The 23,314-nt window shown below is 69.1% G+C and carries 30 protein-coding genes; 12 read left to right on the forward strand and 18 right to left on the reverse strand.

The genetic code is table 11. From position 1 onward, the window contains the following. The first annotated feature begins 9 nt into the window (after window positions 1-9). The 11 genes from ACFWDI_RS36350 to ACFWDI_RS36400 all read left to right on the forward strand — a co-directional run bounded on the left by ACFWDI_RS36350 (window position 10) and on the right by ACFWDI_RS36400 (window position 6,008). Complete coding sequence (locus tag ACFWDI_RS36350) at window positions 10-549, forward strand: hypothetical protein (protein WP_385310792.1); 540 nt, start codon at window positions 10-12, stop codon at window positions 547-549. Window positions 550-552: 3 nt separating this feature from the next. Next, the gene (locus tag ACFWDI_RS36355; protein WP_385310794.1) at window positions 553-1,110 is read left to right on the forward strand and encodes a hypothetical protein; all 558 of its coding nucleotides are present in this window, start codon (window positions 553-555) and stop codon (window positions 1,108-1,110) included. A gap of 67 nt (window positions 1,111-1,177) precedes the next feature. Further along, window positions 1,178-2,248, forward strand: coding sequence for a hypothetical protein (locus tag ACFWDI_RS36360; protein WP_385310796.1), 1,071 nt, complete (start codon window positions 1,178-1,180; stop codon window positions 2,246-2,248). A gap of 24 nt (window positions 2,249-2,272) precedes the next feature. Then, a complete protein-coding gene (locus ACFWDI_RS36365) occupies window positions 2,273-2,491 on the forward strand; it encodes a holin (RefSeq protein WP_385310798.1) in 219 nt (72 codons plus the stop codon). A 17-nt stretch (window positions 2,492-2,508) separates the two neighbouring features. Continuing rightward, window positions 2,509-2,802 (forward strand): hypothetical protein, encoded by a 294-nt coding sequence (locus tag ACFWDI_RS36370; RefSeq protein WP_385310800.1) that lies wholly within the window; start codon window positions 2,509-2,511, stop codon window positions 2,800-2,802. After that, on the forward strand, window positions 2,799-3,419 hold the full coding sequence (locus ACFWDI_RS36375; RefSeq protein WP_385310802.1) for a collagen-like protein: 621 nt from the start codon (window positions 2,799-2,801) through the stop codon (window positions 3,417-3,419). Before ACFWDI_RS36370 ends, ACFWDI_RS36375 begins: the two co-directional genes overlap by 4 nt. A 103-nt stretch (window positions 3,420-3,522) precedes the next feature. Beyond that, window positions 3,523-4,779 (forward strand): helix-turn-helix domain-containing protein, encoded by a 1,257-nt coding sequence (locus ACFWDI_RS36380; RefSeq protein ID WP_385310804.1) that lies wholly within the window; start codon window positions 3,523-3,525, stop codon window positions 4,777-4,779. A 101-nt stretch (window positions 4,780-4,880) separates the two neighbouring features. Continuing rightward, entirely contained in the window at window positions 4,881-5,117 is a 237-nt protein-coding gene (locus ACFWDI_RS36385) for a hypothetical protein (protein WP_385310806.1), read from the forward strand. Beyond that, complete coding sequence (locus ACFWDI_RS36390; RefSeq protein ID WP_385310809.1) at window positions 5,117-5,389, forward strand: hypothetical protein; 273 nt, start codon at window positions 5,117-5,119, stop codon at window positions 5,387-5,389. The genes ACFWDI_RS36385 and ACFWDI_RS36390 overlap by 1 nt, the downstream gene beginning before the upstream one ends. A 91-nt stretch (window positions 5,390-5,480) precedes the next feature. Then, window positions 5,481-5,822, forward strand: a complete 342-nt coding sequence (locus ACFWDI_RS36395; RefSeq protein WP_385310811.1) for a DUF397 domain-containing protein — start codon at window positions 5,481-5,483, stop codon at window positions 5,820-5,822. Between the two features lie 3 nt (window positions 5,823-5,825). Further along, window positions 5,826-6,008: a hypothetical protein gene (locus ACFWDI_RS36400; RefSeq protein ID WP_385310813.1), complete on the forward strand. Its 183-nt coding sequence runs from the start codon at window positions 5,826-5,828 to the stop codon at window positions 6,006-6,008. Window positions 6,009-6,620: 612 nt separating this feature from the next. Here ACFWDI_RS36400 and ACFWDI_RS36405 read toward each other — a convergent pair. Continuing rightward, window positions 6,621-7,133 (reverse strand): glycine-rich domain-containing protein, encoded by a 513-nt coding sequence (locus tag ACFWDI_RS36405; RefSeq protein WP_385310815.1) that lies wholly within the window; start codon window positions 7,131-7,133, stop codon window positions 6,621-6,623. A gap of 546 nt (window positions 7,134-7,679) precedes the next feature. Between ACFWDI_RS36405 and ACFWDI_RS36410 the strand changes: the two genes are divergently transcribed. After that, window positions 7,680-8,441 (forward strand): XRE family transcriptional regulator, encoded by a 762-nt coding sequence (locus ACFWDI_RS36410; RefSeq protein ID WP_385310817.1) that lies wholly within the window; start codon window positions 7,680-7,682, stop codon window positions 8,439-8,441. Window positions 8,442-8,497: 56 nt separating this feature from the next. On the opposite strand, the gene ACFWDI_RS36415 is transcribed toward ACFWDI_RS36410, so the two are convergent. The 17 genes from ACFWDI_RS36415 to ACFWDI_RS36495 all read right to left on the reverse strand — a co-directional run bounded on the left by ACFWDI_RS36415 (window position 8,498) and on the right by ACFWDI_RS36495 (window position 23,272). Next, a complete protein-coding gene (locus ACFWDI_RS36415; protein WP_385310819.1) occupies window positions 8,498-9,118 on the reverse strand; it encodes a collagen-like protein in 621 nt (206 codons plus the stop codon). Then, window positions 9,115-9,396, reverse strand: a complete 282-nt coding sequence (locus ACFWDI_RS36420) for a hypothetical protein (protein WP_385310821.1) — start codon at window positions 9,394-9,396, stop codon at window positions 9,115-9,117. Before ACFWDI_RS36420 ends, ACFWDI_RS36415 begins: the two co-directional genes overlap by 4 nt. Window positions 9,397-9,431: 35 nt before the next feature. Continuing rightward, window positions 9,432-9,650 carry a holin gene (locus ACFWDI_RS36425; protein ID WP_385310822.1) on the reverse strand — a complete coding sequence of 73 codons (219 nt, stop codon included), beginning with the start codon at window positions 9,648-9,650 and terminating at the stop codon, window positions 9,432-9,434. Window positions 9,651-9,677: 27 nt separating this feature from the next. After that, on the reverse strand, window positions 9,678-10,568 hold the full coding sequence (locus ACFWDI_RS36430; protein ID WP_385310824.1) for a peptidoglycan-binding protein: 891 nt from the start codon (window positions 10,566-10,568) through the stop codon (window positions 9,678-9,680). Between the two features lie 75 nt (window positions 10,569-10,643). Then, entirely contained in the window at window positions 10,644-12,062 is a 1,419-nt protein-coding gene (locus ACFWDI_RS36435; protein WP_385310826.1) for a D-glucuronyl C5-epimerase family protein, read from the reverse strand. 63 nt (window positions 12,063-12,125) lie between these two features. Next, window positions 12,126-12,683: a hypothetical protein gene (locus ACFWDI_RS36440; protein ID WP_385310828.1), complete on the reverse strand. Its 558-nt coding sequence runs from the start codon at window positions 12,681-12,683 to the stop codon at window positions 12,126-12,128. A gap of 3 nt (window positions 12,684-12,686) precedes the next feature. Continuing rightward, complete coding sequence (locus ACFWDI_RS36445) at window positions 12,687-13,214, reverse strand: hypothetical protein (RefSeq protein ID WP_385310830.1); 528 nt, start codon at window positions 13,212-13,214, stop codon at window positions 12,687-12,689. 11 nt (window positions 13,215-13,225) lie between these two features. Further along, window positions 13,226-15,523 (reverse strand): carbohydrate binding domain-containing protein, encoded by a 2,298-nt coding sequence (locus ACFWDI_RS36450; RefSeq protein WP_385310832.1) that lies wholly within the window; start codon window positions 15,521-15,523, stop codon window positions 13,226-13,228. A gap of 4 nt (window positions 15,524-15,527) precedes the next feature. After that, window positions 15,528-18,155 carry a hypothetical protein gene (locus ACFWDI_RS36455; protein WP_385310833.1) on the reverse strand — a complete coding sequence of 876 codons (2,628 nt, stop codon included), beginning with the start codon at window positions 18,153-18,155 and terminating at the stop codon, window positions 15,528-15,530. 73 nt (window positions 18,156-18,228) lie between these two features. Beyond that, window positions 18,229-18,780 carry a hypothetical protein gene (locus ACFWDI_RS36460; protein WP_385310835.1) on the reverse strand — a complete coding sequence of 184 codons (552 nt, stop codon included), beginning with the start codon at window positions 18,778-18,780 and terminating at the stop codon, window positions 18,229-18,231. Window positions 18,781-18,789: 9 nt separating this feature from the next. Then, window positions 18,790-19,305 carry a hypothetical protein gene (locus ACFWDI_RS36465; RefSeq protein WP_385310837.1) on the reverse strand — a complete coding sequence of 172 codons (516 nt, stop codon included), beginning with the start codon at window positions 19,303-19,305 and terminating at the stop codon, window positions 18,790-18,792. A 13-nt stretch (window positions 19,306-19,318) separates the two neighbouring features. Continuing rightward, the gene (locus tag ACFWDI_RS36470) at window positions 19,319-20,305 is read right to left on the reverse strand and encodes a phage tail tube protein (protein WP_385310839.1); all 987 of its coding nucleotides are present in this window, start codon (window positions 20,303-20,305) and stop codon (window positions 19,319-19,321) included. Window positions 20,306-20,308: 3 nt separating this feature from the next. Next, entirely contained in the window at window positions 20,309-20,521 is a 213-nt protein-coding gene (locus ACFWDI_RS36475) for a hypothetical protein (protein ID WP_385310841.1), read from the reverse strand. A gap of 30 nt (window positions 20,522-20,551) precedes the next feature. Beyond that, complete coding sequence (locus ACFWDI_RS36480; protein WP_385310843.1) at window positions 20,552-21,019, reverse strand: hypothetical protein; 468 nt, start codon at window positions 21,017-21,019, stop codon at window positions 20,552-20,554. Next, window positions 21,020-21,571: a head-tail connector protein gene (locus ACFWDI_RS36485; RefSeq protein WP_385310845.1), complete on the reverse strand. Its 552-nt coding sequence runs from the start codon at window positions 21,569-21,571 to the stop codon at window positions 21,020-21,022. It abuts the gene before it with no gap. Between the two features lie 13 nt (window positions 21,572-21,584). Continuing rightward, window positions 21,585-21,845, reverse strand: coding sequence for a hypothetical protein (locus ACFWDI_RS36490; RefSeq protein WP_385310847.1), 261 nt, complete (start codon window positions 21,843-21,845; stop codon window positions 21,585-21,587). Between the two features lie 59 nt (window positions 21,846-21,904). Beyond that, window positions 21,905-23,272 carry a phage major capsid protein gene (locus ACFWDI_RS36495; RefSeq protein WP_385310849.1) on the reverse strand — a complete coding sequence of 456 codons (1,368 nt, stop codon included), beginning with the start codon at window positions 23,270-23,272 and terminating at the stop codon, window positions 21,905-21,907. Window positions 23,273-23,314: the final 42 nt, after the last annotated feature.

A 23,314-nucleotide genomic window follows, 5' to 3' on the forward strand; every position in this document is an offset into this window, starting at 1 on the left:
GGGGGGACGATGGCACGTCTTGAACAGCGGCCGCGCCGCACGGTGCGCCGGGCGGAAGACTTCTACTCGCCACCGCCGCAGGAGCCCGCGAACGCGTGGGACCTCATGCCGCCGGCGGAACGCGTCGTCGCCTACATGGAGCGGGTGCAGCAGCGGCGCCTGCCCTGCCCGAAGCAGGTGACGCCGGGCGAGGTGCTCATCGCACGTATCGACGCCGGCCGTTGGGTGGCGCAGTGCCCGCACTGCTCGTCTGCGCAGGTCGTCTCGCCCGGCGATCCGCGCATGTGGTGCGTCGAGTGCCTGCCGGACGGCTGGTCCCGTGTCCGGTTCCCCGCCGACCCGGCCGCCACCGAGGCCACTGTCGAACTGCTCCCGTCGCGAGAGCGGTTCTGGTGGGCGGACGACGACACCGCGTGGAACCGTCGGCCGCCGCCGCCCGAGCCCCTCACGCCGAAGCAGCAGAGGGCGGCCGCACAGCGGGATGTGGACAACCTGCCGGGCAATGAACCTCCCGCCGACGAACCTGCGCCCGTCGAGAGGAAGGTGTGACCGGTGCCTCTCGCCACACCTCGCACCTACGTCGTCGGTGAGGTCATGACCGCGGCCATCCTCAACGCCGAGATCCGCGACCAGTTCAACTCCCTGATCGCCGACTTTCAGCAGGTCTACAAGACGGCCGACGAGTCGGTCACCAGCAGCACCGTCCTGCAGAACGACAACCACCTATTGGTCAGCCTCGTTGCGAACGCGCGGTACGAGATCATCGTGCGCCTGGCCGTGAACGGCGCCTCGGGTGGCGACGTCAAGACCGCGTGGACCATGCCCGCGGGCGTCACCTCGCAGCGGTACAGCTTCGGCCCGGACGTGTCCTCGGCGACGAGCACGGCGGGCACCACGGTCCGGGCGAGTGCCATCACGAACGGGCACCTCGTCGAGATCAACTACGGCATCTTCTCCACCGGTCAGCAGAGCTACATCGAAGAGACGCTGTACGTCATCACGGCCGGGACCGCCGGGACCGCGCAGCTGCAGTGGGCGCAGAACGCCAGCTCCGCCACTGCCACCACCGTCGAAGAGGGCTCGTACATCACGGCCCGCCGCATTGCCTGACCGCTCTACCCCGCAGCCCCGAGCCCATCGGCCGGGGCTTTCTTCATGCCCAGAATTGGGGGAGACCGTGGCCAAGACAGGCCCGCAGAAGTACCCGGGCGCCTCGACTGCGTACTGGTGGCAGTCGAAGTTCGGAGGCTCCGCGATGGAGTCGAACGTCGGCGTCATGCACACCACCGAGGGGCGGACCGTCCCCGACTACGGCGGCGGCGCATCTGCGCCCAACTTCACCGCCATGCCTGACATTTCGAACAAGCGGCTGCGCTGGTTCCAGCACTTTGACTTCGATGTGTCGTCCCGCGCCCTCGTCAACAAAGCGGGCGGCGTGGACACCAACACCGCGAACGCCGTGCAGATCGAACTCGTCGGCACCTGCGACGAACGGCACGCCACCAGCTGGGACGGAAAGCGCGCCGGCGTCGACTACATCTTCTGGCCCGACGCCCCCGACTGGGCACTCGCCGAACTCGGCAAGTTCGTCAAGTGGGCGCACGACGAGCACGGCATCCCGCTCCGCTCCACCGTCACGTGGAAGCCCTACAACAAGGGGCAGGCCGGCGGCTCCTACGGCGCCAACGGCGTCCGCCTGAGCGGCTCCCAGTGGAACGCCTACTACGGCTGGCTCGGCCACCAGCACGTTCCCGAGAACGACCACGGCGACCCGGGCAACCTCGACTTCGCCCGCGTCCTGGCCCACGCAACCGGCATCACGACGAAGCCGACCGCCCCCGCCCCGTCCAAGGAGATCAGCGTGCCCGACGCTCCCGACATGCTCGACGCCAACAACGCCAACGACGTGGACCTGCCCGTGGCGTGGACACTCCTCGCGCTGCCGGCCGAGGGCGGCGTGATCCTCATGGGGCCGGGCAGCTACGACGCCGGCGTACACCTGTCCCTCACCGGCCTGCCGCCCGGCACCCGCGTACAGGGCCGCTTCCACTGGAACAACGGCCACGACCGGATCCGGTCCGACCGGCGCCCGCAGTACGCCTACGCCGCGGCCGACGGAACTGTCGAGTTCCGGTACACCGACGCCGGCACGCTCGGCCTGGCCACCGACCTGCGCTTCGAGGTCCGGCCCGACGCCCCGTGCACCCTCATCCACCGCGCCGTCAACGGCCCGCACTGGACCGTCTGAACCCTCGAGAGGAACGGAACTGTCATGGCTGCACCTGTTGAGAAGAAGGTCACCGCCGCATCCGCCGCGACGTACCTGGGATCCACCGGGCTCCTCGCGAGCCTCGCCGCGGCGCAGGGCAACGCCGAGCTCGTCGGCTTCCTCCCGGACGCCGTCGCCCCGTTCATCCTCGCCGTCATCCCCACGGCGATCGCTTTCGTCTCGGGCTGGGCGGCGAAGCACAGCCCGCGCATCCACGCCTGATCTGATCGGAGCAAGCCGTGGCCGATGAGCCGTCGAATGGGGAGCTCGGGCGGCTCATCCAAGCCCTGCGCGACGACTGGCGCGAGGACATGGGGCAGCTCAACCAGCGCCTCGACAAGGTCGTCCCGATGAACGTCTACACGGTCGAGCGGAACCAGCTGATGGACCGCGTCGTCGCGCTGGAGACGCATCGAGAGAAGGACGCCGAGCGCCTGGTGGCGACCCGCCGATGGATGCTCGGAGTCGTCATCACCGTGGTCGTGGCCGTGCTGCCATACCTGGCAACGATCGTGAGGGGGGCGGCGGCTTGAAGCGGCGAACCGATGAACCGAGGCGGTCCTGGCCGGGCAACATCGTCGCAGTGCTGGGCGCCCTGCTGGCCGGGGCTGCACTGCTGACGGTGCAGAACCTGGCCAGCGACCTGCGCGAGGCGAACGCCGCCCGCGACGCGCTCGCAGCCCAGGTGCAGCAGCTGGGCGGCACGCCCGTCGCCGGAGAGCCGGGCAGCCGCGGTGAGCCTGGTCTCACCGGACAGCCCGGTGAGAAGGGCGACCCGGGAGAGCCCGGCCCGATCGGACCCACCGGACCCATCGGTCCGTCCGGCCAGCCAGGCGATGACGGCACGAACGGCATCGGCCAGACCGGAGCCGCCGGCAGCCCGGGCGCGGACGGGCAGTCGGTTGTCGGTCCGCAGGGTCCGGCCGGCGACACAGGCCCGCCTGGTCCACAGGGCGAGCAGGGGGCGCCTGGCGCCGACGGTAAGGATGGCCACGACGGACAGGCGTGCCCGGCCGGCTACAGCTGGCAGGCGCCGAAGGATGACCCCGACGCGCTCGTCTGCCGCAAGGACAGCGCGCCGCCGCCCAGCGAGAAGCCAGGCCTGCTGTCCTCCGGCGCCCTCAATCCGCAACGCCGCCAGTACCCGTAACGCAATACGTAACGCAATGCGCCCCTCTCACCTTCGGGTGGGAGGGGCGCCTTTCGCTGTCTCCCCACGGGGCCCGCACCGGCCTTACGCTGACCGTGCTGCTGTGGCAACAGAGAAGGGGCACACCGTGGATATCCCCGACGACCTCACTACCGGCCAGCGAATCCGGCTCCTGCGCGAGTCCCGAGGCATGTCCCGCGAGATGCTCGCCGGCATGTGCGGCCGCGGCACGGACTGGCTGAAGAAGATTGAGAACGGGGAACGGCAGCTCCGCCAGAACGCCCTCGTTCACCGGCTCGCCGCCGCGCTCCAGCTGTCGGACGCATCGGTCATCACAGGGACTTCAGGCGTCAGCCAGCCCGTACAGCTCGGCCGCCTGCACCACCCCGGCATGCCCCCGATCTGGGACGCCGTGATGAACCGGCGCCTCACCATCGCCCGCCCGACGCGGCCGGTCGACGTCGCGGCACTCCAGGGGCGCGTGGATCAGACCTGGATCCTGTGGCACTCCTCCGGCAACAACCGCACGGAGGTGCTGCGGCTCCTGCCGGCGCTCATCCGGGACGCTGAGACGGGCGTGCGCTCCCTCGAGGGAGACGAGCGACGTGCCGCGCTGGTCGCCACCTCCGACATCTATCGCCTCACCGGGCAGGCCACCGCCTACATCGCGCCTGCCGAGCTCGCGTGGGTGGTCGCCGACCGGGCGCTGTCCGCCGCGCAGGACGCTGACCAGCCGGCCGCGATAGCTGCCGCGGCCTGGAACATGGGCAACATCCTCCGCGAGACGTCGTACCCCGAGGAGGCGTTGCAGGTCGTGACCGAGGCGGCCGACCTGATCCGCCCGCACCTGGAGGAGGCGCCCGACGACTGGCGCGGGGTGTACGGCGCGCTGCAACTGCACGCCGCGGTGACGGCCGCGAGGGACGGACGGTCCGGGGATGCGTGGCGGTACTGGGGCGCCGGCGACCAGGTCGCCAAGTCCCTACCCGCCAGCTACGTACACCCGTCGACAGTGTTCGGCAGGGCCAACGTGGACTTCCACGCCGTGAGCGTGGCCACCGATCTGCGCACGTCCCGCAAGGCACTGACCCTGGCCGACGACATCGACCCGGACGCCATGCCCTCGGTCGAGCGGCGCGCCCGCCTGTGGGTCGAGGTTGCCCGCGGACACCTGCAGCGCGGCGACCACACGGCGGCACTGCATGTGATGCAGCTCGCCCATCAGATCGGTGCGGAGACTGTCCAGTTCACCCCGTCGGCGCTCACTGCGGTCACGGACCTGTGGCAGGGCGCCCCGCGCGCGCTGCGTCCGGAGGCTGCCCGCCTGGCCGAGAAGATCGGTCTCCGCGAAGTGGGCTAGGGGGACAGTTTGGGTACCGGGGACACTCTGTCCCCGTTACCCGCCGGTATCTCTCTTATGGTGACGGTCCGTCAACGGCCGCTCACCACACGGGAGATCAGATGGCCGCCACGCCCTGGCATGCCTCACCCCGCCCCAACGCCTCACCCAGCGGGGATACGACCACCGGCGAGATCCGCGTGCCCCTGGAGCTCTGGTCCGTGGACCGCTCGCAGGGAAACGCCGACCTCGTGCTGTCGCGCGTCGAGGCTGAGCACCTGCACGCGCACCTGTCGTACCTGCTGCGCCGGGACAAGGTGGCCCAGGTCAGCTCGGCCCGCGTCTCCGGGCTCGTGTGATGGCAGTCCGCTCGGTCATCAAGATGGCCGACTGGACGATCGGCGCGGACCGTACTCCGGGCGCCTCGCCGCCGATCCGCGAAGTCGAATGCACCAGCTGCCGCGAGCGCTCCGACGCCGACACCGGGCAGCTCGGCCCGGACGTGTGGGCCATTGGCCACGCCGGGGCCACTGGCCACACCGGTTTCCGCGAAGTCGTGACCGCGTTCCTCCGCGTCGTCCCCGCCCCTGGTAACCCGCTGCACCAGGAGCAGCAGAGCAGCAGCCACTGAGCCCCCGTCCCGGCCGGAGCACCTCGCCAGGAAACCCGGCCGGGACGGGTTGCAAGGACAGAACACATCCCACGAGAAAGGACACACCACTGTGGGCAGCATCAGCAATGGCCACGCCACGAAGGCATTCGAGAACCTCAACGCTCTCGGGCTGGACTGGCGCAAGAGCAGCCGGACGGACCTTGACCCGATCCTGAAGGACTGCGTCATCGTCGCCGAGGCGCCGGACGCCAAGGACCACCCGCACTTCAGCATCCCGGACGGCACCCGCATGGTCGCCCTCTCCGACGACAAGGACGAGGCCAGCGCCGTCCTGTACTTCAGCCGCGCCGAGCTCACCAAATTCGCCGAGGGCATCAAGGACGGCGAGTTCGACGACCTCATGGCCACCGACGCGGAGATGGAGCAGGCCGCCGCCGTCGCGGCCGTCTGATCCATGGACACGCAGCAGGTAGGACAGGCGTTCGCGAGCATCGAGCAGTTCCGCCACACCCCGTGCCGGGAATGCCAGAGTCAGCAGACTGTCCCGCTGATCAATCAGGGCGTGGTCATCGTCTCCTGCGAGAACTGCGGAGGCGCCACCCGCAAGGGCCGTCTCAGGCAGCCGGCCACCGCCTAGTTCCCTGACCGCCCCGGTCTGTCTGCGTCCCCCGTCGCGGACAGGCCGGGGCTCTTTCATGTCCGGGCTGGGTGCGAGACAATGGCTAAGACACCTGGTCAGCCCAGGTGCGGGAACTACGGATTGCGTGAGCGCTGCGTGAGCGGGGATCCCGGAGCGACCCAGAATTGCCGGAGTGAGCCGGAGTGAACAGACTTCATATCCAGGCGTTTTCAGGGTTACCGGAGTGAGCCAGAGTCACTCAGTCGCACAGCCCAGGACTTTTAATCCGTTGGTTGTGGGTTCGAGTCCCACACGGCCTACCGCTAAGCCCCAGGTCAGAGCACATCTGATCTGGGGCTGACTGCGTTTCGGGGGCCTTGAAGATCGATAGCTCGGCCGTCGCTCGGCCGAAGTGCAAACGATCAAGGCACGAAAGAGCCCCGGCCTGTCCGCGACGGGGGCGCGGGCAGACCGGGGCCGATTGAGCGTCAGGCCTTGGGCGGGAGGACGAATCCCCTCACGGGCCTGGGTTGCGGATCGCGTGAGTTGGGCGTCTGCGCGCGCTTCCACGCTGCGACGAGCTCCGCGTACCGCGGGTCAATCCACTCGGCCATGAGCCACCTCCTGCGCTCAGACTACGGGCGGCTGAGGGGTCGGCATGGGGCGGATCGTGCACTCCGGTGCGTGCTGGCACTTCGCCGCCACCGACACGAGCGTCTCGTCCGACGGCGCGCTCCACAGCTCCGGGTCGGCCATGTACCCCACGCTGGCGATCATCTCCCGTGTGCGGTCGAGGATCGCCGGGTCGTAGTGCGTGGGGTCGTAGCCCGGGTAGTGGTGGACGAAGCTGCCGAGCTCGTCGCACAGCTCGGCGTACATCGCCGTGTGGAGGATCAGCGCATGCCATCCCTCGTCGACGATCCGGGACGGGGCGAGCCCGACCGCGGAGTACCGCGAGCAGGCGACCACGAACTTGAGGGCCTCCTCGATAATGCGGCCGGCCATCTCCTCGGCCATGTCCGGGTTGGCGTCCATCACGGTCTTACGGCAGCTGGTGAACTGCTTGTCCGTGATCAGCTGCCGGGCTAAGGCAGGGATCGGACTGCCGGGCGGGTCCGGGTACGGGGACGGAGGTACGCTCACGGTGATCTCCTCTGGTTGGGGATCGCTCCGCCCCGGCTGGGGTTTCCTGGCCGGATGCATCGGCCGGGGCGGGCGTCACTGGGTTGGCCGACGTGCAGTCGGCAGGGTTGGCGCACATGACGATGCGGATATCCGCGCCGGACGCGCGGGTTATCCAGCGGACTGTCCCGTTGCTCGTGTGCTGGCCGCAGGCGATGCACGTCCCGGGCCCTCGTTCGGGCTCGTCGTCCCACATGGGGCTCATCGGGTGCTTGCCCGGCCTGTGCAGCGGGGGCAGCGGCAGGGCGGGAAGGCGCCGGTTGCCATCGGCCCATCGGCCGGGGTGAGGGTGCACGCCTTGACCGGTGTACGGGTGTTCGTCTCCCGGTCTACCCGGTAGACGCTGATGGTCAGGCCCTTGCCCGTACTGCTGTTGCCTGTAGTCGTCACGGATTCAAGATGGCGCGGCCACGGAGAGTTGCGCGGCGTCGGTGCAGGCGTCAAAGCGGCGACATACGGGGCGTCATTTCGGTGTCACTCTGAGCGGTCGAGGTCTACCGTGAGCGCATGACCACACCGAACGCCGCGCTCAGAGCGGTGCGCATGGGAATGCTGATGTCTCAAGACGATTTCGCCCGCGCCGTCCGGGATGCCGGCGCCCGCGTGGGCCAGCCCAACGATGCCAACAAGCGGCTCGTGCAGCGGTGGGAATCCGGCGCCACCACAGCCCCCCGCCCCGTCTACGCCCGTGCCCTCGAGTCCGTCACGGGCATGCCCATCGAGTCGCTCGGGTTCGCGATCACCGTGCCGGTGGCGCGCGTCACCGACGACGGGCAGGGAGGGCACGACATGGAACCGTCCGCCTCTGGTGTCGCCCCGCCGGCCGCCCGCCCTCAGTCCGAGCCACGCGCGCCCCGAGGCAACTACTCGGGGGTGTGGCTGTCCCGGTACGAGTACTTCTCGAGCGGCCGTGACGCGGCCTTCGCGGGGCTGCACTACGTGGTGCTGCTGCAGCACGGCAACCGGCTGACGGTGCGCAGCCTGCCCGGGTCGTCAGACTCGCCGCTCACCATGGACCTGGAATTCGACAGCCATGTGGCCACCGGCACGTGGACCGAGCAGACCGAGACCGATGGCTACTACCGGGGCGCCCGCTACCACGGGGCGATTCAGCTGCTCGTCGAGCCGACCGGCCGCCGCATGACGGGCAAGTGGGTGGGGTTCGGTAAGGAGTTCGATGTGAATACCGGTCCGTGGGAGCTGGTCTTTCAGGACGGGTCGACGAACAAGGCGACGCTCGAGGCGTACAACAAGCGTCCTGACGCCTGACCCTGGACGCACGAATGCGCCCCCTCCCACCCGAAGGTGAGAGGGGGCGCATTGCGTTACGGGTACTGACGGCGGGTCGGGTCGAGCGCACCGGAGGACAGCAGGCCCGGCTTGTCGCTGGGCGGGGGTGCCCCGTCCTTGCGGCACACGAGGGCGTCGGGGTCGTCCTTCGGCGTCTGCCAGCTGTAGCCGGTCGGGCAGGCCTGCCCGTCGTGGCCATCCTTACCGTCGGCGCCAGGCGCCCCCTGCTCGCCCTGCGGACCAGCCGGACCGGTGTCGCCGGCCGGACCCTGCGGACCGACGACGCTCTGCCCGTCCGCGCCAGGGCTGCCAGCGGCTCCGGTCTGGCCGACCCCGTTCGCGCCGTCATCGCCCGGCTGGCCGGACGGACCAATGGGCCCGGTCGGACCGATCGGACCGGGCTCGCCCTGGTCGCCCTTCTCGCCGCGCTGTCCGGCGAGACCGGGCTCGCCGCGGCTGCCCGGCTCTCCGGCGACGGGCGTGCCGCCCAGCTGCTGCACCTGGGCTGCGAGCGCGTCGCGGGCGGCGTTCGCCTCGCGCAGGTCACTGGCCAGGTTCTGCACCGTCAGCAGTGCAGCCCCGGCCAGCAGGGCGCCCAGCACTGCGACGATGTTGCCCGGCCAGGACCGCCTCGGTTCATTGGTTCGCCGCTTCAAGCCGCCGCCCCCCTCACGATCGTTGCCAGGTACGGCAGCACGGCCACGACCACGGTGATGACGACTCCGAGCATCCATCGGCGGGTCGCCACCAGGCGCTCGGCATCCTTCTCCCGATGCGTCTCCAACGCCGTGACACGCTCGGTGATCGTGGTCTTCTCGATGGTGTAGACGTCCACCGGGACGACCTTGTCGAGGCGGGCGTTGAGCTGCCCCATGTCCTCGCGCATGTCCTCGCGCAGGGATTGGATGAGCCGCCCGAGCTCCCCGTTCGACATCGACGGCTCATCGGCCACGGCTTGCTCCGATCAGATCAGGCGTGGATGCGCGGGCTGTGCTTCGCCGCCCAGCCCGAGACGAACGCGATCGCCGTGGGCACGATCGCGAGGATGAACGGGGCCAGGGCGTCGGGCAGGAAGCCGACGAGCTCGGCGTTGTCCTTCGCCGCGGCGAGGATCGCGAGGAGACCGGTCGACGCGAGGTACGTCGCCACGGTCCCCGCGGTGACCTTCTTCTCAACAGGTGCAGCCATGACAGTGATCCGTTTCTTCAGGAGGGGTCAGACGTTGGGGACGTGGAGCTTGTCCCAGGAGGTCTTGCCGGGGGTTCCGTCTGCGGCGCCGCCCGTGTATCCGAGCTTGCGCTGCCAGGCGGCGTAGGACAGTTCGTCGCCACTGCCCCACACGTCGCTGTTGGCCGAGGACTTGTAACGCCCGCAGCCTTCGGCGACGAGCCGCTTGTGCATCGCGGCAATGACCGGGCTGCGACGTCCGGAGTGGAAGAACGCCGCCCCGGGGAACGGCTCGTACTTCACGGCCGGCTTCGGGGTCGGCGGCTTGGCGGGCGGCTTGGGCATGGTCGCCTTCAGCCGGTCGGCGATCTGGCCACGCAGCCAGTCCATGCCGAACCCGCGGGGGTCGACCTTGCCGGGCTGCCACTCGAGGTGGCCGACGACCGAGCGGTACGTCCAGCCGTGCGCCCGGCAGATCGCGGCCGCCGCCCGCTCGATCGCCTCGAGCTGGACGGCTGGCCACGGGTCGGCGCCGTTGCCGAGGTTGATGCACTCGAAGCCGTAGAAGTGGCGGTTGCCGTCGGTGTTCGCTTCGTTGTCCGGCGGCAGCGGCTGCTCGTCGATGACGGCGCGCAGCACGTCGTCGTCGCCGAGACCCGCATGATTCGTGCGGCCGTTGCCGACGAGGTGGACGACGCCTTCCTTGTCGATGACGCCATGGCAGAGCGGGCCGGGCAGCTCGGAGTGGCCGTTGTAGCAGAGCTCCACCGAGCTCGTGGTGCCCGAGGTCACGGTGTGGTGGATCATCACGCCGTGCATCGGACCGAACGGGCCCTTGTGGTTGCGGTTGTGGGTGCGCCAGCCGGCGTGCTCCTGCACCCGCAGGCCCTCGTCGCGTAGTGCCTTTATCAGTCGGTCAGCGGTCATCGGTTCGGCCATGAGCCCTCCAAGTCCGGGCATAGAAAAGGCCCCGGCCAACGGGCGGGGCTGCGGTGTTGCGGCTGGGTGGGCGGCTCACCCCACGGCGGGCTCGGCGTCGATGGTGACGGAGCCAGCCGGGACCCAGTAGCCGGTGAGTCCGCCCGCGGTGATCTGGAACATGGGCCGGCCGTTGACGATCGCCCGCCTGTCGGTCGGTGCGTTCGACGGGTTGGCGAAGGCGACGGTCTTGACGCTCAGTACGGTGCCGTCGGCCGCGACGCGGTACGTGTCGACCGGCACGCTGCCGCCGGGGAACGTGACCGTGCGCGTCGGCCGGTAGACGGTCGTCAGATGCTCGCCAAGGAGGTACGCCTTGGACCAGGACTCCCCGACCCACCAGCCCGCATACGCGCCCGCGCTGATCAGGTAGTAGATGCCGCGGCCCTGGATCCGGCGCCGCATCGACGCGGGCGCCTGCGTGTCCTGGGCGAACGTGACGCCCTTCGACTCGAGCAGTGCGTCACCCTTGCCTGATACCCAACCACCGCTGGCCGCGGTGTCGAACTGGTACAGCACGTGCGAGCCAGCCTCGAACGCCACCGTGCCCGCGACTCCGGGCGCCGGGTAGTCGTCGACGAGCCGGTCCACATGGTCGGCGAAGTCCGGGCTCGAGGTCTGCCAGTTCAACTGGCCGAACAGCTCGATGTGGTGCTGGTGATAGGTGTACGCCGGGATGCGGTGCGTCTGGCAGTAGAAGCTGCACCACTTCGCGTTCCGCAACAGCGGCCAATAGCGGGCGATGGTGGTTGCGCACGCGTCGTACAGGGCTGCGGCCTCTGGGCTGCTGGTCGCCTGGTAGTAGTCCCAGACGCCGAACATCGCGTAGATCATCCCGTTGTACGTGTAGTCCCCGGCGCCCGGCTCCGCGCCCGGGTACTCCTGGATCCACAGATATCCGGCGCTGTCCACGTTGGTGGCCCACGGGTAGCCGTCGTCGACGACCTGCAGCGATGCGAACGCCGCATCGGCCGCCGCTAGGTACGCGGCCCGCTCGTCGTCGGTGAGCGCGTCGAGTTCGGCGAGCTGCACAAACAGGCTGATGGCCTCGCCCTGCGCCATGCCCGAGTACCAGGGCGCCTTGTAGGAGACGCCGGAGTGCACGGTGTGGGTGAAGTCGAAGCCGTAGGGGAACCACCAGGCGCTGCGATCCTCGAAACGGCGGGCTATGAGCCGGTCGGCCTGCGCCTTCGCCCGGGTCAGGAACAGAGCCTTGCGTGCGGGGTCGGTCTCGGTGCGGTAGCTGGCAATGCAGCCCAGCCCGAACTGGCACTGGCCGACAGGGTGGTCGTAGCCGGTACTCCCGCCGCCCGGGTAGTACAGGTATACGCCATCCGCGTTGAGCCGGTACGCGCCGCTGCTGGGAGAGGCGTTCTCCCACGCGACGGGCCGGTCACGCCAAGGCCGCATCTCCTCGGGCAGGTCGGGGGAGAGCTGGTAGCCAGCCTGGTTCATGAAGTCTCCGGACATGAGAGAAGCCCCGACCAGCTGGCGGGGCGAGTGTTGGGGCAGGTCAGGTCAGGCCTTGCGGATCACCGTCATGTACGACCCCGCCTCGACCGTGGTGGCCGTCGCGTCGATGACGTTCTGCGCCCACTGGAGCTGAACCGTGCCAGCCGTCCCACCGGTGGAGATGTAGAGAATCTCCTCGATGAAGGACTGCTGCGAGGTCGAGAACACCCCGTAGTTGATTGCCGTTGCGTGCCCGTCGGTCAGGCCGTTCGACCGCACCGTCGTGGCCGCGCTGCTACCGGCGGACGACGTGTCGGGCCCGCGACAGAACCGCTGTGACGTCGATCCGGCGGGGACGGTCCACGCCAGTTTGATGTCGCCCGAGGCGGAGCCGTTGGCGCACATCCTCAGGACGATCTCGTATTCGGCGTTCGCCAGGACGCTGACCAACAGATGGTTGTCGTTCTGCAGGGTCGCCGAGCTGGTCACGGATTCGTCGGCGGTCTTGTGGACGCTGGCATTGTCCGCGATCAGCGCGTTCATCTGGTCGCGGATCTCGGCGTTGAGTTCGGCCGCGGTGACAACCTCACCGACGACCCATGTGCGGGGCGTTGCCAGGGGCATCGGTCACACCTCCGGTTCGACGGGTGGGGGTTCCTCGGCAGGTGCGGGCGGGTTGTCCACGTCCCGGGCTGCTGCGGCCCGCTGCTGCTTCCGCGTCAGCGGCTGTCGTGGGCGGCGCCGGTTCCAGGCCGTGTCGTCGTCCGCCCACCAGAACCGCTCTCGTGTGGGCTGGCCCTCGACAGTCGCCTCGGTGGCGGCCGGGTCGGCGGGGAACCTCACCCTGGACCAGCCGTCGGGCAGGCACTCGACGCACCACATGCGCGGATCGTCGGGCGTCACGACCTGTGCGGACGAGCAGTGCGGGCACTGCGCCACCCAACGCCCGGCGTCGATGCGGGCGATGAGTACCTCGCCCGGCAGCACGCCTTGGGGGCGAGGCAGGCGCCGCTGCTGCACCCGCTCCATGTAGGCGATCACGCGCTCCGCTGGTTGCAGGAGGTCCCACGCGTTCGCGGGCTCCTGCGGCGGTGGCGAGTAGAAGTCTTCCGCCCGGCGCACCGTGCGGCGCGGCCGCTGTTCAAGACGGGCCATCGTCCCCCCTCTCAATAGGCCAGGCGCGACGAGGTGCCGAGCACCGAGTACGTGCTGTCGTTGAGGACCCACACCGTGGCCGTGTCGGTACGGGAGACGCGGAAGTTGATGAGGTGCTGCCTGTTCTTGATCGTCTCGCTGTAGCCCTCAACGGTCACCGTCGTGGCCGATGCCGGGGCTTGGGCCGGCAGGCCGGTCACGCCGAAGACGGTGGACACGTCCGCGTCCAGGAGTGCCCGGTACGTGGCGAGCGGCAGGGTGTACGCCTCGAGCGGCAGCTGCCTCATCTCAGGCGGCGGGTCCGCGAACCTGTTCACCGTCCACTGCGCCGCGTCGACCAGCTCGGCGTCCGTCGTCTTGAGGAGCGTCAGCTGTTTCTCGTAGGGACCGTAGGTGTCGCGGCTGGCCTGATTGATGACCCGCTGCGTGGCGCCGCCCGGCCGGCTGCCGATGACGATGTTGCACAGCTTCTGGTCGTCGTCGTCGAACGCGACGCTGTCGGTGTCGGTGTCCGGGTGGGCGAGCGAGATAGCGGCGGTCGGGTTGTACCGGAGGTCGCGGCTCTGCAGGATCAGGCCGGCGCTGTCCCGTGCCGCGAGGAGTACGCCGCCCTCGGTCTGCGCCACTTCCTGCAGGTGCTGCAGCGGCGAGGATCCGAGCGCGGCCTGCGAGGCGATGCCCGAGAACGCCGACCCCACCGCGGTGACGGTGGCGCCCACATAGGAGGCGATACGGGATGCACGCGTGGCGGCGGTCTCGCCCACGTGCCCGGTGGTGCCGGTCGTGTAGTGGCCGGTGTACTGGGTGATGTCGCCGCTCGGGCCAGGCGCGTACAGGGCGAGGTGGGAGATGCTGCCGGACCACAGGCGGGAGTTCGTGAACGCGCCGACCGTCAGGAGCCGCAGCCGGGACACGATGTCCACGCCGACCGTGTAGGAGACGCCGTCAACCCACACGAGCTGTGCCTCTTCGTCGTACACGAAGTGGTGCTGGGTACCGTTCGCGAGGTTGCCCGTGGCGGGCGATGAGGAGGTCAGGGCCGCGCCGGTGTTGGTCGACTCGATCGTGAGCAGCCCGCCGACGCTAAGGCTGAACACGAGCTGATAGCGGTTGTCGGTGGAGGTCAGGCCGAAGATGACGCGGCTGACGGTGGTGGTGGAGAACCAGCATTCGGCAAAGACGAACGCCGCCGAAGACGAGCTCTCGAAGTCGCCGCCCAGGTCGCCGGTCAGGAACTTGCCGTTGCTGATCGTGGCCGGGGTGAGGGTGAGCGCACCCTGTCCGTCCGGTCCCGCATCACTGGCGGCGAACGCCAGCTCCCCGCCCGAGCCGATCGCCACAGTGCTCAGCGGGCCGGCCGTCGTGCCGGACAGGTCACCGGCGCTGGTCGAGTCCGAGGGCTCGGTGAGCGGGTAGTAGCCCAGCGGGTCATCGAGCAGCACTTCCTCGGTGAGCATCGTCTGCAGGCTCGGCTTCGCCAGCGGCTTGAACACGTCCGAGATCGTGATGGCCGCGGTGGAGTACAGGCCTTTCCACGTCGTCGGCCACGCGTTCACCCCGCCATAGATCCGCTCGTGATCCTGCGGGCCGTCCGAGTCGAACGTGGTCGCCGAGCTGGCCTCTTCGATCTGACCCGCGTCGACCCACACCACGTCCCCGGCGACCGGTGTGCCGATCGCCCCGACCCGCACCTGATGCGTCGTCGACGTCGCCGTCCACGAAACGGTCAGCCGCTGGAAGGCGTCGAAGACGGTGTTCTGTGAACCGGTCGTCACGTCCGCCACGGTCAGCCGCACCGGAGCATCGCCCGTCGGGACCCACACGTAGGCGGAGAACGTGTAGCGGCTGCCGATGTTCAGGCCCTGGATCAGCGGCGACGTCATCGTCTGGGATGCGACGGCGCCCCAGGTGATGAGCATCGCCTGCGTGCCGTGCTGCACGTGCGTCGTCGAGGTGGCGCGGGTCGGGGTGTCCGAGCTGATCCACGCCGTGACGCCGCTCTCGAACGAGGGGTTGGGCAGCAGGTTCTTCGCGGTGCTGATGACCCTGATCCGGCACGGCACGTTCTTCTTGACGTTCGGGTAGTACGCCCCCGACGCGAGGCCGGCGGTGAACCGCCCGGTGCTGTTGTCCAAGGTCAGCGACGCGCTGCCCATCTGAGTTTCGGACTGCTCGTCCTGCGCGCCCCGGCTGATGGTGACCGCGGCGCTGTTGATGTCGACGTACTGCGTAATGTCCGTCCACGTGATCGACGCGGCCGGGGTGGACAGCGTCGACCCGAACCCCACTTCCACCACCAGCCGCGTCATCCCGTCACCCCTTGGTCTTGAAGTTGAGGGGAGCCCCGCCCCGATCGCGCTGGTACTTCGCGAAAATCGTCTCGAGCTTCTGGCCGACCGCCGTGGTGTCGATGGCGTCGTGGATGTGGATCTCGTTATGGATCACTGTGGTGGTCCCACCCCTGCCTGCAGCCCGGCCAGGAGCAGCCGGGAGGGTCGCAGCCATCGGCCGGGGTGCGGGCTTGGACATGCCGAGCCGACCGGACCGGATCGCGTCGAACAGGCCGAGGCCGTACTGATCGACACGCTCGGCCGGGATGACGTACTCGCCGTTGGACAGCCGGGTCAGGATGCTGTCCGACGTGCCGGTTCCCGGGCCGCGGACGGGGCCGCCGCTGGGGAATCCGACCAGGCCGCCCGTCGCCATCTCCCGCCCACCCGAAGGCCGGTAGGGAGAGCCGGTCGTCCGGTAGTGCAGGGTGATCGTGTAGTCCTTGTCGAGATTGCTGAGGGCGTACTTCGCCTGCGCGATCTTGAACTGAAGGTCGGAGATCTCGCCCCGGATCGCCGCCTTGCGCGAGTCCGGAACCCTCTTCAGCTGCGCCTTGGCGTTGTTCAGCTTGGCCTGCAGGTCCTCCATGTTGCCCTTGAGGCGAGCCGTCTTGTCCGGCGTCTTCAGGATCTGCGAGGCGAGCTTCCGGGCCGCGGTCTCGTCCAGGCCCATGGCCATCGCGGCCTTGACCATCGCGTTGTAGCCGCGGTCGTAGATGCCGTTGACGGTCGACCAGGCAGCACCGTTCGCCCTGGCGGACACGGCCCCCTTGATCGTCGATCCGGCGATCGCATCGAGGGCGGCGGAGTTGGCGCGTCCCTTCTCCGTGTTGATGTCGAGCGTCTTGCCGTTCTTCTTCGCCGCCGCGTCAGCGGCATCAATGGATTCCTCAAGGCTGCGCATGTCGCCGCGAGCCGCGAGCGTCGCAGCAGTCAGGGCATTGATGGACTGGGCGAGCCCGTCCGCGCTCTGCTTCTGCGCGTCCAGCTTCTTCTGCACCCCAACGGCCTGCGTGCCGAACAGACCCATCGACTGGGCGGCGAGCTGCTGCGCGAACGCTTGATCGGCCAGCGCGCTGCGGTAGTCGCCGAGCTCCTTGTTCAGCTCGGCAGTGGTCATGCCCTGGCTCTTCGCACGCGCCGCGAGTTGATCGAAGGCTGCGGCAGCGAGCTCGGTGTTGCCGGACTTGACCATGTTCGCAAGGGACTTGTCGACGTCGTCGAGGACGCCCTTCCACTCTTTGACAGGCGTGCTGTCCATGCCGAAGAAGTGGGTGATGCCCTGCTGGATCTGAGCCAGCTCGTCCGGGCGGGCCATCCCTCTCAATGCCTCGTCGAACTCCTTGAAGTCCGAGCCGAGAACCTTCGCCGCCTCGCCGGACAGCTTGCCCGACTGGCCGAACTGGCCGAGCGAAGTGGTCATCCGGTCCAGGTCCGTTGGTGCGCGCTTGCCGATGTTCGCCAGCTCGGAGATGGCGATGACGAGCAGGCCGATAGCCGTGCCCGCCAGCGCGACCTTCGCCCCACGCGACATGGCGCCGATCGCCGCGGTGAAGGAGGCCAGTCCGCCCGACGCACCGCCGGCTGCGGTGCGCATGACGACCAACTGTCCGCCGAATGCCGCGATCGCGGCACGGCTTGCGCCCAGTCCGATCGCTGCCAGCTTCGCGACGCGCATCGCTACCGACAGCTGCAGCAGCACGGTGATGACACCGGGCGGTACCGCGGCCACCAGCTTGGCCAGGACGTTCACGGCTTGCAGCATCCCGACGCCCACGTCGGATCCGGCTTTCATGAGGTTCATCAGCGCTTGGCCGATGTTCTTCAGGGTGTTGCCGACCAGAGGACCCTGTGCGCGGGCGTAGTCCATGAACTGGCTGAGGCCGCCGCCGACCTTGCCCGTGTCGAGCGTCCGCATGAAGTGGACCAGGCCGTTGTTCGCGCTCTGCAGGACACCCGTCGAGAACCCGGTGAACTGCTTGATGAGCCGGTCCACTCCGGGCGAGGCCATCCCTCCGCCGACGAGCGTCATCATCCGGTCGAGCTCTGCCGACGTGCCCTTCACCAGTGGCGTCAGCTTCGGCAGCAGCGCGCCGAAGATGGCCATGCCCTTGGTGACCGGGCCCATGGTGTCTTTGGCGAGGCCGTCACTCCAGCTCTTGTACTGGTCTTTCAGGACCGACAGGGCGGCGGCCGCGGTACGCGTGGCCGGCGGCAGTTTCGCCATTGTCTGCCGGTACGCCTCGTGGGCGGCGACCGCTTCCTTGGAACCTGCTCCCGACTTCTCGACCGCGTCGGTGTACTTCTTCTCCGCCTGCGACGCATCGGCCATGGCGGCGATCTGCGGGCCCAGTGCCGCACCGTAGGCGGCCACAGCCACACCCGCGGCCGCAGTCGACGCGACCAGCGGAGCCATGGCCGCAGCGGCCGGGATGATGGCCGGGGCCAGCGACAGCGCTGTCTTCTTCAGGCCTTCGATGGCCTTGGCGCCGTGGTCCTCGGTGTCCTTGAGCCGACTGTGCAGCACGATCGCCGAGTCGCCCGCGCGGTTCAGGACATCCGACAGCCGGTCCCTGCCCTCGAGGATGAAGTTCATCGTCGTCGAGCTCATGACTGCTCACCTCCGGACTGCTGGGCCAGGTGGGCATCCATCCAGGCGATGAGTACGTCGAAGTCGGCGACGGTCAGGGCGTCGACATCTCGGGGTCCGAGGTGCTGGAGGTGCCCGAAGAGTCCGAGGTAGTGGTGTCGCCGCTCTGCAATGCCGTGCTCGGGCTGGTCGCCGCGTCGGCCGGCTCCGTCGCCTCGGGGGCGGCCTCGCCTTTTGGGTCCTCCGTCATTTCCTTGATGACGGCTTCGGCGTGCGCCGGGTCCATGGACACGCCGGGCAGGTGCTGCAGCGCGCCGGCGATGGCCTCGCCGGTCACGTCCGGGTTCATCCTGGCGATGGCGACAGCCTCGGCCACGTAGTTCTCGATCTCGTCCTTGTCGAGACGAGTGGCCAGCTCCTCGATGCCGGGGTCGAACTCCCCGAACCTGAGGGTGGGATTGCTCCGCTTCTTGAGGACCCACGCCACCCCGCGCATCGCGTCGAGATCGTCCTCGGCCAGGCCCTCCTTGATGGCGGGCCACTTCCGGTCGATGGTCCGCTCCACGATCGACGCCTCGGACACCAGCAGCGTCCGGGCGTTGTACTGCTCGGGCTCACCGCCCGCAGGCGTGTAGACGATGTACAAGGGGTTCTCCTAGCTGAGGTCGTTCTTGACGTCGTCGACGACGCGGGCGACTTCGCGTTCCATGCGCGGCTGGTGCGCGCGGACGGTCTTCTCCCACCACAGCGGTGTCGTCCAGTTGTTGTGCCAGCGCTTCCTGTTGCCGAACACCTGATGCCGGATCCGGCCGTTGGCGCTGTTCATGGTCGAGGGCATGTCCCGCAGGTCGAGCGGCAGCGAGGCCCGGTCGATCCATACGCGGGCGCCGGGATTGCCCGAGGTGCGGATGCTGGTGCGGACAGCGCCGGCGACCGTCGCCCGCAGCGGCCGCGTCGTCGGGGACGGGCCGCCGCGCTTGCCGGCCTTACGGGGGTCGGCCTTGATGGGCAGGCTGCGGATGGTCTGCTGCATGCCCGTCGCCAGCGGCTCGGCAGCGTGCCGGATCCTCCGGGCGAAGTTCGCCTTGAGCCGCGGCCCGCCCGCCGCCTTGAGGCGCCTGCTCAGCTCCAGCAACTGCCCGGTGCCGATGATCTGTACGGACCGCGTCACGGCGCCACCTCCGTCAGAGCGTTACGTCGGTGGCCATGTACTCGATGGCGGTCAGGTTGGTCCCGTCGTACAGGGCGGTGAAGGAGAACTTGGGGCGCACGACGTCGAAGCCTTCGACGGTCGGCGGAGCGTCGTCGATCTTGATGGCGGGGAGCTTGATGCGGAACGTCTCGAAGTACGTGCTGGCGATGTTCGGGCCGACGAACTCCCACACGAGACTCGTCGCCCCGTCGGTGGTGTGCAGGTCGTCGACCGTGGTGGCGACGTAGTCCATCTCCAGCGAACCGGTGATCTTGGTCAAGTCGTTGAGGATGGGCTCCTTCTTCAGGGCGCTCTGGTTCGCGTAGAACCGGTCGACGGCCGCCGGGCGCTCGATCTTCACGCTGACCTTGCGCACACCGTCCAGCGCCGTCTCCGCGCCGAACGTCCCGGTCTTGAGCGCCATCTGCCCGAAGTGGAACGGGCTCATGGTCGGGTAGCTGGCGGCAGCCAGGACCGAGGTTTCCTCACAGTCCTTGCCGTCGATCTCCAGCGAGCAGGTCAGCATCCCGCCGACCTCGCAGCTGAACTCAGCTGAGATGACCTTGCAGCCCAGGAAGTTCTTGCGGGTCACCGTGCCGCTGGTCAGCGGCACACCCTTCTGGATCGTGAGGCTTTTGCCGAAGTTGTCGGCGAGGGTGTGCGTCTGCAGGTAGGCCGCGGTCGCCGCCTGCTGCACCGGCGTGACCGTCGTACCCATGAGGGCCTGCAGGATCAGCCCGAAGGACTTGTTGGGCACCTCGAGGTCGATCCCGCCGGCCACCTCCTTCTGCGTCAGCACGCGGCGCGTCGAGAGCGGCATCAGCCGCCCGGCAGCGATTCCCGCGGACTGCGCCGTCGTCTTCTTCAAGACGAGGCTTTCCTTCGAGAACTCGGGGAACTTCGTCGGCGCCACGTAGGTGCCATACGTCGACTCGGCCGCAATGCCGAGCTGTGCGCCGAGACCGGATCCGATAGCCATGGGTCAGCCCTCCTTCTGCGACGCGCTCTTGGCCGCGGTCTTCTTCGCCGTGGCGCTGCCGCCCGGCTCCTCTACCGACTCCCACGTCTGCACCTGGCAGACGTAGCCCTCGAACCGCTCGTCCGGGACCTGTACGACCTCGTCCGGCTGGACCTCTCGTGACCCGAGCTCCGGCACGGTGACCGGCTCCGGGCCGATGAAGCGCACGCGCGCCATGGCTACTCCTTGACTGGGGTGGGGTGTTCGTCAGATGCGGGCGCGGCAGGTGATGGTGAAGTCCAGCCCGGTGAGGGCGCCCTGGTCCTGCTGCTGCGTGAGGTTGCCTGCGGTGATGTGCGACCACAGGACCGTTCCGTTCAGGGTCGGAGCCTCGGGCGCCAGGTCCGTCGCACGGAGTGCCGTCTCGACCGCGGCGACCAGCTCGAAGACGCGCGTGCGCTGCAGCGCCATGTCCTTGTCGCCGCCGCGGCTTTCGGCGTAGCAGAAGATCTCGAAAGCTTCGTCCCGAGTCCGGGCGCCCGCCGCGGCGAAGTCCTGTGTCAGCGCGACCGAGGCCTCACCCGACGGCTGCCACCCGACATAGATCCGCTGCCGCTCGGTGAGGTTCACGGACGGCGGCCCGTCCACGATGTGCACGGCCTCGAGCGCCGGGACGGCCCGCAGGATCGCGAGCAGCGCATCGACCGCAGCAGGCACGCGCGAGGTGGTCGCCATCTACGCCACCCCCGGCGGAACCTTGAACGGCTCGAGCAGCTGCAGCACCCGGTTGGGCACCGCGTAGCCCCAGCCCGCCACGGGCTCCGAGACGCTGTAGTCGCTGGCCCCGCCGACGTTGCCGCGGGCTGCCCCGTACTGCGTGCTCCACAGGTGCTGCAGCAGGATCCGCGCGGCGAGGTTGATGGTGGGCGAGACGCTGCCCCGTCCGGCTGTGTAGACGAAGATCCACGGCCCGCCGTAGAACGTGCCGCCGTCCAGACGGCGGACGATGCCCGCGTCGCCGTCCAGCACCAGGTCCCCCACGTCGATGGCCAGCCCGCCGTTCAGGACCGGCGTGACCGAGGCGAGGGACACGGCCGGCACCTGAGCCAGGGCCAGCATGGTGCCGCGGCCGCTCACCGTCTCGGTCACCGACCGGTTCTCCACCGGGCCCGTGAACCGCTCAATGACCGGGGTCAGCGCGTCGATGTACGCCTGCAGCTCGGTGTCGGACGTGGTCGTGTCGATGTCGAGCTGGGCCTTGGCCTCGGCCAGGGTGAGCAGTGCCACGATGCCCCCTCGGTCAGGCGGTCTCGGGCGGCCGGGTGACCGCGCGCTCCAGCGGGGCGCCCAGCCTGTTCAGTTCCGCGTCCACGTCCTTGAGCCGGTCGGTGCGGTCGTAGCGGACGTAGCCCTCGCGCTCGCGCTGCAGCGCGTCCACGTAGGCCTGGTCCGGCGCGGGCGCCTCGGGCTCGGGTGCGGCAGGCTCCTGCGCGGGCTCCTGCTCTTCGGGCTTGGTGGGTGCGGCCGCAGCCTTCTTCGCTGCTGTCTGCCGTGCGGACACGATGTGCCTCCTTCCTGCGGATGACGGGCAGCGCGCAGCTGCCCGTCATCCGGGGCGGGTCAGAACGTCGGGGTGATCAGGCCGGTACCGGCGATGACCGAGATGGACTTCGGGTACCGCTCCGAGTGCAGCGCCGCGTAGTTGAAGAACCGCAGCAGCACGGACAGCTGGTCGGCCTTCGTCTCCCGGAACGCCTCGGACCGCGGAGTGCCCTCGAAGAGGATCACGTCGTCCGAGCGCAGGATGATGATGCGGTCCTCGTTCGTGCCCGCGCCCAGGTTCACCGGGATGTTCGGGTCGACGTAGACGGGCAGGCCCTGCAGCGTTCCGACGAACCCTTCGGAGATCACGTCTCCCATGGCGGCCAGGACGTTCTGCGGCATGTTCGCCACCGGCACGACCAGCGGGCGGCCAGCGGTGTCGACCTGCGCGGTGAACCAGGCCCACCGGCGCGGGTGCATCAGGATCGTGTCGGCCGGCATGAACCGGCCGGTGTGGATCTGCTGGATGCCGTCCGCGACCTTCGGGTACAGCTCGCCCACGGTCGGGGTGGCGTCGGTGTACGTGATGGCGTTCAGGCCGGTCACGCTGAGCAGACCGCGCTTGTTCGCCGCGTTGTTCGTGAGGACGAACGTGTCGAGCCTGACGGCGTAGTCCGCGGCCAGGTCCGCCAGCAGGATGGCGTCCATGTTGATGGGCGACTGGTCGAGCAGCTGCTGCGCGACGACCTGCTTACCGGCGATCGTGGTCACGGCGGCCGAGACGCTGGACGTGGTCGCGTCCGTGTCGGACACGGCGGTGTTCTGCGTCGCCTGCTCCGCGGTGGACGTGCCGGTCGCGACCTTCGGCAGGCTGATCGTGTCGGTGCCGGGCGGCAGCGGCTGCGGCCGGACACGGTCCGCGGCAACCCGGCCGGCGCGGGCCAGGGCGACATAGTCCTGGACCATCCACAGCGGCGGGACGAACTCGCCGCCGGCGCCGTCGGTCGTGGTGAGTGCCCGCTGCTCCTGGACCTCGCGGTCGTTGCGGGCCAGTCGCTCGATCGACTCCCGGTTGCCCTTGACCTGGGCGCGGAACAGGTCGCGGAAGTACGAGGTCTGTCCGCCCTTGCGGTACGTCTCCGGCTCAGAGATGACCTGCACCCGCTCGCGGCGCTCGCCCGCCTGCTGGTGCTCGGCGAGCACCTGCGCGGCGCGCTGCTCCCGCTGCTCGTCTCCTTCGAGGTCCGCAATCTTCGTGCGGTACTCCTCGATCTCGATGTCCTTCGCCTTGAGCCCGTCGCGCTTCTCGTTGAACTTGGCGACCTCGTCGTCGTTGAGGCTGCGGTTCTCAGCCGTGGGCGCGGTGAGGACGGAGTCCATCTCGGTCTTCAGCGCGGCCCGGGCTTCGAGCGCGGCCGTCATCTGCTTACGCAGGTAGGCGAGCATGGCTCGCTCCCTTCATGGTTGGGGTGGTGATGGGTCGCGCCT

Source organism: Streptomyces sp. NPDC060064, assembly GCF_042736455.1.
In the GTDB taxonomy this organism is placed as follows: domain Bacteria; phylum Actinomycetota; class Actinomycetes; order Streptomycetales; family Streptomycetaceae; genus Streptomyces.

Coding starts and splice junctions, on each gene's coding strand:
- ACFWDI_RS36475 (WP_385310841.1), bottom strand. CDS start 20,521: ATGGCGCGCGTGCGCTTCATCGGCCCGGAGCCGGTCACCGTGCCGGAG.
- ACFWDI_RS36470 (WP_385310839.1), bottom strand. CDS start 20,305: ATGGCTATCGGATCCGGTCTCGGCGCACAGCTCGGCATTGCGGCCGAG.
- ACFWDI_RS36495 (WP_385310849.1), bottom strand. CDS start 23,272: ATGCTCGCCTACCTGCGTAAGCAGATGACGGCCGCGCTCGAAGCCCGG.
- ACFWDI_RS36440 (WP_385310828.1), bottom strand. CDS start 12,683: ATGCCCCTGGCAACGCCCCGCACATGGGTCGTCGGTGAGGTTGTCACC.
- ACFWDI_RS36400 (WP_385310813.1), top strand. CDS start 5,826: ATGGACACGCAGCAGGTAGGACAGGCGTTCGCGAGCATCGAGCAGTTC.
- ACFWDI_RS36435 (WP_385310826.1), bottom strand. CDS start 12,062: ATGAACCAGGCTGGCTACCAGCTCTCCCCCGACCTGCCCGAGGAGATG.
- ACFWDI_RS36385 (WP_385310806.1), top strand. CDS start 4,881: ATGGCCGCCACGCCCTGGCATGCCTCACCCCGCCCCAACGCCTCACCC.
- ACFWDI_RS36450 (WP_385310832.1), bottom strand. CDS start 15,523: ATGACGCGGCTGGTGGTGGAAGTGGGGTTCGGGTCGACGCTGTCCACC.
- ACFWDI_RS36420 (WP_385310821.1), bottom strand. CDS start 9,396: ATGTCGAACGGGGAGCTCGGGCGGCTCATCCAATCCCTGCGCGAGGAC.
- ACFWDI_RS36430 (WP_385310824.1), bottom strand. CDS start 10,568: ATGGCCGAACCGATGACCGCTGACCGACTGATAAAGGCACTACGCGAC.
- ACFWDI_RS36350 (WP_385310792.1), top strand. CDS start 10: ATGGCACGTCTTGAACAGCGGCCGCGCCGCACGGTGCGCCGGGCGGAA.
- ACFWDI_RS36480 (WP_385310843.1), bottom strand. CDS start 21,019: ATGGCGACCACCTCGCGCGTGCCTGCTGCGGTCGATGCGCTGCTCGCG.
- ACFWDI_RS36455 (WP_385310833.1), bottom strand. CDS start 18,155: ATGAGCTCGACGACGATGAACTTCATCCTCGAGGGCAGGGACCGGCTG.
- ACFWDI_RS36425 (WP_385310822.1), bottom strand. CDS start 9,650: ATGGCTGCACCTGTTGAGAAGAAGGTCACCGCGGGGACCGTGGCGACG.
- ACFWDI_RS36365 (WP_385310798.1), top strand. CDS start 2,273: ATGGCTGCACCTGTTGAGAAGAAGGTCACCGCCGCATCCGCCGCGACG.
- ACFWDI_RS36410 (WP_385310817.1), top strand. CDS start 7,680: ATGACCACACCGAACGCCGCGCTCAGAGCGGTGCGCATGGGAATGCTG.
- ACFWDI_RS36390 (WP_385310809.1), top strand. CDS start 5,117: ATGGCAGTCCGCTCGGTCATCAAGATGGCCGACTGGACGATCGGCGCG.
- ACFWDI_RS36445 (WP_385310830.1), bottom strand. CDS start 13,214: ATGGCCCGTCTTGAACAGCGGCCGCGCCGCACGGTGCGCCGGGCGGAA.